This window comes from Haloparvum sedimenti, assembly GCF_001462205.1.
GTDB classification, from domain to species: Archaea; Halobacteriota; Halobacteria; order Halobacteriales; family Haloferacaceae; genus Haloparvum; species Haloparvum sedimenti.
The window spans coordinates 157,405-167,260 of sequence record NZ_LKIR01000127.1 but is presented as its reverse complement, the minus strand read 5'-3'; the positions used below and the strand labels follow the sequence as shown (position 1 = coordinate 167,260).

At 69.5% G+C, this 9,856-nt stretch carries 9 protein-coding genes and 1 pseudogene; 5 read left to right on the top strand and 5 right to left on the bottom strand.

Annotated features, from left to right (window positions below; genetic code table 11):
• Window positions 1-127, bottom strand: a pseudogene (locus AN233_RS18070) (proline dehydrogenase family protein); the annotation flags it as partial.
• Between the two features lie 179 nt (window positions 128-306).
• Here AN233_RS18070 and AN233_RS10930 point away from each other — a divergent pair.
• The 5 genes from AN233_RS10930 (at window position 307) to AN233_RS10910 (ending at window position 5,293) form a co-directional block, all read left to right on the top strand.
• Window positions 307-1,602, top strand: coding sequence for an ABC transporter substrate-binding protein (locus AN233_RS10930; RefSeq protein WP_058366810.1), 1,296 nt, complete (start codon window positions 307-309; stop codon window positions 1,600-1,602).
• A 9-nt stretch (window positions 1,603-1,611) separates the two neighbouring features.
• Window positions 1,612-2,538, top strand: a complete 927-nt coding sequence (locus tag AN233_RS10925; protein ID WP_058366809.1) for a branched-chain amino acid ABC transporter permease — start codon at window positions 1,612-1,614, stop codon at window positions 2,536-2,538.
• 1 nt (window position 2,539) lies between these two features.
• Window positions 2,540-3,721 (top strand): branched-chain amino acid ABC transporter permease, encoded by a 1,182-nt coding sequence (locus tag AN233_RS10920; RefSeq protein ID WP_058366808.1) that lies wholly within the window; start codon window positions 2,540-2,542, stop codon window positions 3,719-3,721.
• Entirely contained in the window at window positions 3,714-4,508 is a 795-nt protein-coding gene (locus AN233_RS10915; protein ID WP_058366807.1) for an ABC transporter ATP-binding protein, read from the top strand. The genes AN233_RS10920 and AN233_RS10915 overlap by 8 nt, the downstream gene beginning before the upstream one ends.
• A 95-nt stretch (window positions 4,509-4,603) precedes the next feature.
• Window positions 4,604-5,293, top strand: a complete 690-nt coding sequence (locus tag AN233_RS10910; RefSeq protein ID WP_058366861.1) for an ABC transporter ATP-binding protein — start codon at window positions 4,604-4,606, stop codon at window positions 5,291-5,293.
• Between the two features lie 88 nt (window positions 5,294-5,381).
• On the opposite strand, the gene AN233_RS10905 is transcribed toward AN233_RS10910, so the two are convergent.
• The 4 genes from AN233_RS10905 to AN233_RS10890 all read right to left on the bottom strand — a co-directional run bounded on the left by AN233_RS10905 (window position 5,382) and on the right by AN233_RS10890 (window position 9,856).
• Window positions 5,382-6,194: an RIO1 family regulatory kinase/ATPase domain-containing protein gene (locus AN233_RS10905; protein WP_058366806.1), complete on the bottom strand. Its 813-nt coding sequence runs from the start codon at window positions 6,192-6,194 to the stop codon at window positions 5,382-5,384.
• A 162-nt stretch (window positions 6,195-6,356) separates the two neighbouring features.
• Complete coding sequence (locus AN233_RS10900; protein WP_058366805.1) at window positions 6,357-7,955, bottom strand: aldehyde dehydrogenase family protein; 1,599 nt, start codon at window positions 7,953-7,955, stop codon at window positions 6,357-6,359.
• Window positions 7,956-8,290: 335 nt separating this feature from the next.
• Window positions 8,291-8,989 (bottom strand): competence/damage-inducible protein A, encoded by a 699-nt coding sequence (locus AN233_RS10895; RefSeq protein ID WP_058366804.1) that lies wholly within the window; start codon window positions 8,987-8,989, stop codon window positions 8,291-8,293.
• An 87-nt stretch (window positions 8,990-9,076) separates the two neighbouring features.
• Entirely contained in the window at window positions 9,077-9,856 is a 780-nt protein-coding gene (locus tag AN233_RS10890; protein WP_058366803.1) for a DUF5803 family protein, read from the bottom strand.

The window sequence follows — 9,856 nt, the reverse complement described above, 5'->3', positions numbered from 1 at the left end:
CGTCGTAGTGCTCGCCGAGCAGGTTCAGGATGCCGGCGACGCCGCGGGCGTTGATCTCGTCGACGTGCGCGAGCGCCGCCTCCGGCGTTTCCCCGGCCACGAAGTCGTTCGCGATCGGTGGGATCATGAGTGATCGTCACCTCCCTACGCGCATAGGTGGGCACCCGACCAATTATTTCTCTTCACTATCATCGAACACAACAGTTCCGGCAATATATGCCGATGATGGCGAGGGGATAGGCGAAGGCCGACCATGGTAGGGTGTGGGTTGACCCACCACCAATCCAACAGGATACGTGAGCACGCATGTCACAAGGTAACACGGATATCACCGACCGGAGAACGCTGCTGAAGGCCACCGGCGGCGCGGGGCTCGCCGCGCTCGCGGGCTGTGTCAGCACGACCGACGACGAGGGAAGCACCGAGACCGAAGACGGGAGCGGCGGCGACACCGCAACAGAAGAGGGGAGCGGCGGCGAGGAGACGGAGGCCTACGAGATCGGGATGGTCGACTCGCTGACCGGTTCGCTCTCGGCGTTCGGCGAGCGCAACCAGCGCGGGAAGGATCTCGCGCTCGCGGCGGTCAACGACGTTGGGATCGACGGCCGCGAGCTGTCGATCACCGTCGAGGACTCCGAGAGCGAGAACCAGGGCGGCATCGCGGCCGCCCAGAAGCTCGTCAATCAGGACGGCGTGCCGTTCCTGATCGGCGCCGTCGGCTCCGGCGTCTCGCTGGCCATCTACGAGAGCGTCGTAGAGGGCACCGACGTGGTGCAGCTGAGCCAGAACTCCACGGGGCTGAACCTCACCGACTTCCCCGGGCTGCTCCGGATGTCGCCGTCCGGGCGCGCGCAGTCGCTCGCGCTCGCGAACCTCATCGACGAGGACGGCTACGACGAGGTGGCGATCACGTACGTCAACAACGACTACGGGCAGAGCCTCACGGACGCGTTCGTCAACGCGTGGGGCGGCGACGTGGCGTACAACAGCCCCCACGACCAGGAGCAGCAGTCCTACTCCGGCGTCGTCTCCGAGATGAACGACTCCGGCGCGGACGCGTGGCTGTTCATCACCTACCAGGCGGAGTTCGCGACGATGGTCAACGAGGTTGTCTCCTCCGGCTACGAGGCGCAGTTCTACGGCGCCGACTCCGTCTCCGGCGACAACGTGCTGGAGAACACTCCCGAGGGGAGCATGGACGGGATGAAGATCGTCGTCCCCTCCGCGCCCGTCGAGGAGGAGAACTACCAGCAGTTCGCGTCCGAGTTCGAAGCGGAGTACGACCAGGAGCCGACCGCGTGGGCCGCGTACGCCTACGACTGCGTCGTCAACGCGGCGCTGGCGATTCAGGCGGCCGACGAGTTCACCGGGGCGGCGCTTCAGGACACGGTCCGGCGCGTCTCCGGCCCCGAGGGCGAGCAGGTCACCTCCTTCGAGGCCGCGAGCGAGATCCTCGCGGACGGTGGCGGCCCGGACGACGTGGACTACCAGGGCGTCAGCGGCCCCATCGACTTCGACGAGAACGGGGACCCCGTCGGCTTCCTGCAGATCCTCGAAGTACAGGACCACGCCTACGAGGGCGTCGGCTTCATCGAAGGCTAACCCCCTCCGATGGTCCTCGAATACCTGGCGAACGGGCTCGTCTTCTCGAGCATCATCGTGCTCGGGAGCATCGGCCTGTCGCTGGTGTACAGCATCGCCGACTTCGCGAACTTCGCGCACGGCGACACCATGACCGTCGGCGCCTACGCGGCGCTCGTCACCTTCGGGGCCGTCGGCGGCCTCGGCGGCGCGGTGTTGGGGCTGCCGTACGGCTTCTTCCTCGCACTGCTGGTCGGCATCGCCGCGGCCGCGGTCGTCGCGGTCGCCACGGAGAAACTGGTCTACGAGTCGATCGACACCGACTCGATCGGCCTGCTGATCACGTCGATCGGGATCGCGTTCATCTACCGCGCCGTCATCCAGATCCGCTTCGGCGCGGACTTCACGCGGTTCGGCGTCGGAACGCTCCGGCCGATCGAGTGGTTGATCCCCTACGGGATCCGCGTGACCCAACACGACGTGGCCATCGTCGTCTCCGCGGTCGTGCTCGTGACCGGACTCCACGTCCTGTTGCAGTACACGGATCTCGGTCGCAAAATGCGCGCGATGGCTGACAACCCCGACCTCGCCCGCGTCAGCGGTATCCGCACGCGGCGGGTGACGCTCTGGATGTGGGTGATCGGGGCCGGCCTCGCGGGCGCGGGCGGCGTCTTCCTCGGGCTGTTCAACCAGCTCTCGCCGCGGATGGGGTTCAACCTGCTCCTGGTGATCTTCGCCGCGGTGATCCTCGGCGGGATCGGCTCCGTCTACGGCGCCATGCTCGGCGGGTTCCTCATCGGGATGATCAACCAGATGATGCCGCTCGTCTCCGACCTCACGGACGCGCTCCCGCTCGTCCCGTCGGTCGGCATCGAGTACGCCAACGCGGTCGCGTTCCTGATCATGGTGGCAGTCCTGCTCGTCCGTCCCAACGGCATCGCCGGGGAGGCCACCTGAGATGCGCCTCCTCGACGACCCCGCCGGCTACTGGGCGGACCTCACGACGGCGGAGAAGGGCGTGCTCGCGGTGAGTCTCGCCTTCGCGGCGTTCCTGTTCGTCGCGCTCCTGACCGGCAGGCTCGGCGCGTCGTACTTCATGTTCCTCGTCGGGCTGGCCGGGATGTACGGATTGCTGTCGTTCGGGCTGAACGCCCAGTGGGGATTCACCGGCCTGATCAACTTCAGCGTCGCCGCCTTCTTCGGCGTCGGCGCGTACGGCACCGCGCTGATGACCGCGGACTCCTCGCCGGTCGCGGGCGGCTTCTCGCCGGTCGCGGGCCTGGCGACCGCGCTCGTCGTCGCCCTCGTGCTGGCACTTCTGATCGGCATCCCGACGCTCCGGCTTCGAGCAGACTACCTCGCGATCGCCTCGCTCGGGCTCGCGGAGGTCGTCCGGCTCGTCGTCCTCAACGAACGCCAGTGGACGAACGGCAGCGCGGGCCTTCGCGGCATCCCCGGCTTCTTCGACGGCTGGCCGGTGCTGGGCACGTTCCCCGAGGCGATGCCCGGCCTTCGGATCGAGGTGATCCCGGGGTCGCCCGTCCTGCTCGAGACGCCGTTCTGGCAGTCGGCGCTGAACGTCCTGCTGGTGGTGACGTTCGCCGCGGTCGCGTACCTCGTGTTGCGGCGCGCGCACCGCTCGCCCTGGGGCCGCGTCCTCCGGACGATCCGGTCGGACGAGGACCTCGCGCGGGCGCTCGGGAAGAACACCTACTCGTTCAAGATGCAGTCGTTCGTGCTCGGCAGCCTGATCATGGCGCTGGCGGGCGTCTTCTACGCCCACCTCAACCTCTACGTGGGGCCGGGGGACCTGGACCCGATCACGACGTTCTACGTCTGGGTTGCGGTCATCCTCGGCGGCAGCGGCTCCAACCGCGGCGCGCTGTTCGGCGGCATCGTCGTCGTCGCGATCCGAGAGGGGACCCGGTTCATGGGCGACCTGCCGATCGCGGTCGACGCCGCGCCGCTGCGGCTCCTGCTGATCGGCCTGCTGATCGTCGTCGTGATGCGGTTCCGGCCACAGGGGATCCTCCCGCCGCAGCGGGAGCTGATCTGGCCGAGCGCCGTCGAGGACGAGCGCGCGCCACAGCGCCCCGAGAGCGGCGTCCGCGAGCGGAAGGACGGTGATTCCGATGAGTGAGAACCCCGAGTTGCTCCCGAAAGAGGACGTGGTGTTGCGCGTCGACGACCTCCAGAAGGCGTTCGGGGGGTTACAGGCGACAGACCACGCGACCTTCGAGGTCGAGCGCGGCACGATCACCGGCCTGATCGGCCCGAACGGCGCCGGCAAGTCGACCATCTTCAACCTGATCTCCGGCTTCTACGAGCCGGACGGCGGCACCGTAACGGTCGGCGAGACCGACGTGACCGGCATGGAGCCGTATCAGGTCGCCGAACGCGGCCTGATCCGGACGTTCCAGACGCCCCGGAAGCTGGAGGGGATGACCGTTCGCGAGGCGATGCTGGTCGGGCCGCGGAACCAGCCCGGCGAGTCGTTCCTCTCGCTTTTCACCTCGCCCGGCAGCGTGGGCGAGGCGGAGTCGAAAAACCTCGCGGACGCTCAGCGCATCCTCGAGGAGTTCGAGATCGACCACCTCGCGACCCAGCCCGCCACCGACATCTCCGGCGGCCAGATGAAGCTGGTCGAGCTGGCGCGGGCGATGCTCGCCGAGCCGGAGATCCTCCTGCTCGACGAGCCGGTCGCGGGCGTCAACCCGACGCTCGCGAAGAAGCTCGAGGAGCAGATCCGCCGCCTCAACGAGCAGGGCACCACGTTCCTGCTGATCGAACACGACATGGAGTTCGTCATGAACCTCGCCGACCCGGTGATCGTACTGGACCAGGGGCACGTCCTCACCGAGGGGAGCCCCGAGGAGGTCAGAAACGACGAGCGCGTCATCGAGGCGTACCTGGGAGGTGGCGCGTGAGCGACGCCCCGGACGCCGACGGCGACGCTGACGCGGCCGACGCGGGCGCGGCGGACGTCGCCGAACCGACCCATCCGGGGGAGACCGTCCTCGCGCTGTCGGAGGTCGACAGCGGCTACGGCGAAGTGCAGGTGCTCGACGACCTCTCCCTGCACCTCGACGCCGGCGAGATCGTCTGTCTCGTCGGCCCGAACGGCGCCGGCAAGTCGACCGTCCTCAAGACGGCCTTCGGCATGCTGGAGCCGTGGACCGGGACCGTCACCTACCACGGCCGCGAGATCGGCGGGATGGCGCCCGAGGAGATCGTCCGCGAGGGGATCGGCTACGTCCCGCAGACCGACAACGTGTTCGGCTCGCTCTCGATCGACGAAAACCTCCGCATGGGCGGGGTCGCCCGCGAGGAGGGGCTCGACGACGTCATCGCCCGGCTCTACGAGCGGTTCCCGATCCTCGACGAGAAGCGCGGCGCGAAGGCGCGCACGCTCTCGGGCGGCCAGCGGCAGGTGCTCGCGTTCGCCCGCGCGCTCGTGATGGAGCCGGACGTGCTGCTCATCGACGAGCCCTCGGCCGGCCTCGCGCCCAACACCGCCGACGACGTGTTCGAGAACGTCCAGCAGGTCAACGACATGGACACGGCGATCCTGATGGTCGAGCAGAACGTGACGAAGGGCCTCGACATCGCCGACCGCGGCTACGTCCTCGACCAGGGGACGGTCCGGTTTGAGGGGACCGGCGAGGAGCTGCTGGCCGACGACGAGGTCTCCGAGCTCTACCTCGGCGGCTAAACCCGCCGGCCAAACTCACCAGTCATCCCCGGGGCGTTCGCGGTGGTCGCCGACGGTCGACGACCCTCGCTGCGTTTTTCGACCCGCCCTACTGCTCGATGCCGCTCGCGCGCTTCTCGACTTCGCCCTTCAGCGCCGCGGCGTCGAACTCGTGGTCCGGGCGGATGGCGACGAAGTCGAAGAAGCGCTGTGCGGCGAGGAGCTCTTCCGCGTCGTACCACTCCGAGGCGGCCGCGACGGTTTGAGGGGCGCCGATCAGCGGCTCCAGCGCCGCCATCGCGCTCGCGAGGTCGTACGCGGTCGCGCTCTCGCGACCCGCCTCCTCGTCGACGCTCGTCGCGTCGATGAAGTAGAGGTCGTCTCCGCGGATCAAGACGTTCTCGGCGCGGAGGTCGCCGTGCGCGAGGCCGGCGTCGTGGAGCGTTCGGAGCGTGCCGAACAGCTCGGGGGCGAGCGCGGCCTCCCGCTCCCGGTCCAACTCGTCGAGCGTGCGGAACTCGGGGAGGTACTCCAGCACGACCACGCCGAACTCGCCGACCTCCAGCGCCTCGACCGGCTCCGGCGCGTTGACCCCTAGCTCGCGCATCCGACGCGTCGCCTCCAGCTCGTGCTGGGCCATCTCGTAGGGGGAGTCGAACCGCTGGAAGAACCCCTCCGTGCCGGCCGAGAACGCCCCCAGATTTCTGCCGGTAGTGAACAGCGCGTGGACGAGCGTGTTCTGCGGCGTGATCACCTTCACGAACAGGTCGTCGTCGAGCACCAGCGGCGTCGAGAGCCAGTTGTCCGCGTCGAGAAACCGGACGCGGACCTCCTCGCGGTCGTAGCGGGCCGCCAGCTCGCGGACGACCCGCTCGAGGTCGGGCCAGTCGACCGTCCCGCGCACGAGCCGGCGGAGTTCCATCTGTCTCCGGGAACGGCCGCCGCGCTGATAAACCCTCTCGCCGGACGCCGACGGCGGAGGAGGACGGCGACGCCGCGGAGGCTCACGGCAGCGACGCCGACCGCCGGACCGACCGCCGGACCGACCGCCGGACCGGCCGCCGGCTCCGTCCTCGCGGCGGGCTCAGGGTCGTCCGGCGTCGCCGACGACGGTCCGGCTCTGCTGGCGCATAAACTGCTGGAGGTACCACGGACCGCCCGCGAACTTCCCGGTCGTCCCGGAGTACTTCCAGCCGCCGAACGGCTGAGCGTCGACGAGCGCCCCGGTCGTCGCGCTCCGCTCGCGGTTCACGTAGCACATCCCGGACTCGATCCGGTCGAACCACGCGTCGATCTCGGCCTCGTCCTCGGAGAAGAGGCCGGCACAGAGCGCGTAGTCGCTGTCGTTGCTCTTCGCGATCCCCTCCTCGAGACTCGAGACGGGGTGGACGGTGACGAACGGGAGGAAGTGCTCGTCGGTCGCGAGCGCGTGGTCGTGGGGAACGTCCGCGACCACGGTGGGCTCGACGTACCGACCGGTCGGGAGGTCGTCGCGGTCGACGCGGCTCCCGCCGGTCAGGACCGTCCCGTCCGCGGCCGCCGTCTCGCAGATGTCGTCGTAGCGCTCGATCGCGCCGTCGTCGATCAGAGGGGAGACGACCGTCTCCTCGTCCTCCGGCTTGCCGACGGCGAGGTCGTTCGTCTCGGCGACGAGCCGCTCCGTGAACTCCTCGGCGACATCCTCGTGGACGTACACGCGCGAGGTCGCGGAGCACTTCTGCCCGCTGAACGAGAAGGCGCCGAACTTCACGCCGGAGACCGCCTTCGAGAGGTCGGCGCTGTCGGAGACGATGACCGGGTTCTTTCCACCCAGTTCCGCGATCACCGGTCCGCGCTTGTCAAGTTCGTCGAAGGTCCGCCGGATCCGGAGCCCGACCTCGCGCGACCCCGTGAACGCGAAGCCGGCGACGTCCTCGTGTTCGATCATCGGCTGGCCGACCGCGCGGCCGCCGCCCGTGACGAGGTTGGCGACGCCGTCCGGCAGGCCCGCCTCCTCGAGGGCGTCGAAGAACGCGTGCGCCACCAGCGGCGTGGAGCTCGCCGGCTTCACGACCGCGGTGTTCCCGGTGATCAGCGCGCCGGTCGTCATCCCGACGAGGATCGCGAACGGGAAGTTGAACGGGGCCACGACGCCGAAGACGCCGTACGGCCGGAGGTCGCTGACGCAGCGTTGCCCCGGCGTGGGCTCCCGCAGGTCGGCGGTGTACCCCTCGTTCCGCTCCACCTCCGCGGCGTAGTACCGGAGGAAGTCGATGGCCTCGTCGACCTCGGCGATCGCCTCGGTTCGGTTTTTTCCGTTCTCGTAGGCCATCAGCGCGGTTATCTCGAGCTTGCGGTCCCGAACCACGTCCGCGGCCTCGCGGAATATCGCGGCGCGCTCGTCCCAGTGGGTCCCCTTCCACTCCTGGAAGGCGTCGCTCGCGGCCGCGACGGCAGCGTCGACGTGCGTCTCGTCGCCCGCGGCGAACTCGCCGAGGACCTGGTCCGTGTCGCCCGGGTTCGTGACGGCGAACGTCTCCGCCGTCTCGACCAACTCGCCGTCGATCCGGAGGGGATGCGTCTCGCCGAAGCCGGATCGGACATCCTCGACCGCGGCCTCGTAGGCGCGGTGGAACTCGTCCAGCGTCCCCGCCTGCTCGTGGCCGTGGATCGTAAGTTCGTTCTCGAACTGACTGGGTGCCATTGGATCGCAGTTGTTCCGCGGGGAGCATAAGTGGCAACGGTCGGAGGGTGAACGCGAGGCGGGGGGTCGGTCCTCCGCTAGCGCCGCGACCGCGACGGACCGATCGACCGGAACGGACGACCGCGCGAACGGCCCGGCTCGAAGACTAAAACGTTAAGCGCCGGCCCGCACAAGGGTCGCTCATGCTTCAGTCCGCGCTCCAGCCGGAGCCGCTTCCGATCCCGGAGACCGCCGGCGCCGTCCTGCTCGTCAGCCTGCTCATCACGGCCCTGTGGGCCGCCTACCTCTTCCGCTGAGGCCGCGGACCGCACGCGGCCGAGCGGCCGGATCCGCGACTACGCCTCCGCGTCCGTCGCCTCGACTCGGTCCCGGAGCCACGCGGCCGCCGATTCCGCGGTCTCGGGGTCGGTGGCGGTGATCTTGATCCGCACCGTCTCGCCGGGGTAGGAGCCGACAGACACGTCGAACTCCGCGCGGAGGTCGCCGATGCGGTCCAGCAGCGCGCTCTCGGGTTCCGGCGTCTCCACGGTCTCCGCGTAGGTTCGCTCGCCGGTGAACTCGTCGGCGACGCCACGGAACATCGCCTTCATCTCCGACGGGACGCCCGGGAGGACGTACGCCGACTCCACGACCGCCCCGGGTGCGACCCCCGTCTCGTTTGGCAGCAGTCGCGCGTCGGCCGGGAGGTGCGTCGTCCGCGGGTCCAGGTCGTCCGCGCTGTACCCGTCGCGCTCGGCGAGCCACGCCTCCGCCTCGGGGTGTTCGCGCACGTCGCGTCCGAACGCGGCCGCGACCCCCTCCATCGTCACGTCGTCGTGCGTGGGGCCGAGGCCGCCGGTGACGATCACCGCGTCGTACTCGGCGTGGTACTCGTTGACGACGCGCGCGATCTCTCCCGTCTCGTCCGGGACGGTCGTGACGCGTCGGACGCGCACGCCCCGGGCGTCCAGTTCGTCGCAGAGCCAGGTCGCGTTGGTGTTCTCCGTGTCGCCCGCGAGGAGTTCGTCCCCCACGGTGACGATCCCTACCTGCATGGGCGGACGGAGGGACGGCGCGGTGAAAAGCTCGCCGGGCGAGCCGGGGCGGTGGGCGGACGGCCCGGCCGGCCCGCCCGGGACCGATCAGCGCGGACCGCGCGGCGGCCCGTCGTCGCCCTCGGAGCCGATCCCCATCTCCAGCCGACGCTCGCGGAGCGCCTCCAGCTGGCGGCGGAACCGGTACAGCCCCGCGGCGCCGACGACCAGCGCGATCCCGACGAGGCCGAGGAAGATCCAGAAGTCGCGCTCGCTGTACGCCTGCACGAGCACGGTGTCGGTCGTCACGTCCTCCGACCAGGTGATCCGCTCGCGGTCGCCGCCCCGGTCGACTTCGTAGCCGCTCGGCGAGATCTCGCCGAACAGCGCGAAGTCGGTGGTGAAGCCGGGCGGCAACACGATCTCGTAGGTACCCTCCACGAACGTGGGCAACACGAACCGGCGGGGCGAGCCGTCGCCCGCGAACGCCACCTTCCCCTCGGTCATGTCGTCGTCGAACCGGACCCACACCTCGTCGGCGGTGCGCTCGATCTCGCCGCCGCTCGCCCGGAACTCGGAGCCGGTGATCACGGTGCCGTTGGGGTACTGATAGCGGAACGCACGCGGGTTCCGCGGCTCCTCGACGCCGTAGCCGGTCTCCTGATAGATCCGCATCTCGCCGTCGTCCGGCACCGCGTACACCGCCGTGAACGTCGATCCCTGCAGGTCGATCCGGGCGTCCGACTCGCTGTCGAAGACGTACTCCGCGGGCGGTTCGGTGTCGAGCGTCTCGTTGGACACCTCGCCGCCGTCGGTGACGTACGCCAGACAGCCGGCGCTGGCGACGAGCGTCAGCACCGCCAGCAGGGCGAGGAGCTTCCTGTTCAT

Bases quoted from the DNA above. Each gene is read 5' to 3' on its own strand.
- AN233_RS10915 (WP_058366807.1), top strand. From the start codon at position 3,714: ATGAGTGAGAACCCCGAGTTGCTCCCGAAAGAGGACGTGGTGTTGCGC.
- AN233_RS10920 (WP_058366808.1), top strand. From the start codon at position 2,540: ATGCGCCTCCTCGACGACCCCGCCGGCTACTGGGCGGACCTCACGACG.
- AN233_RS10925 (WP_058366809.1), top strand. From the start codon at position 1,612: ATGGTCCTCGAATACCTGGCGAACGGGCTCGTCTTCTCGAGCATCATC.
- AN233_RS10930 (WP_058366810.1), top strand. From the start codon at position 307: ATGTCACAAGGTAACACGGATATCACCGACCGGAGAACGCTGCTGAAG.
- AN233_RS10905 (WP_058366806.1), bottom strand. From the start codon at position 6,194: ATGGAACTCCGCCGGCTCGTGCGCGGGACGGTCGACTGGCCCGACCTC.
- AN233_RS10895 (WP_058366804.1), bottom strand. From the start codon at position 8,989: ATGCAGGTAGGGATCGTCACCGTGGGGGACGAACTCCTCGCGGGCGAC.
- AN233_RS10900 (WP_058366805.1), bottom strand. From the start codon at position 7,955: ATGGCACCCAGTCAGTTCGAGAACGAACTTACGATCCACGGCCACGAG.
- AN233_RS10890 (WP_058366803.1), bottom strand. From the start codon at position 9,856: ATGAACAGGAAGCTCCTCGCCCTGCTGGCGGTGCTGACGCTCGTCGCC.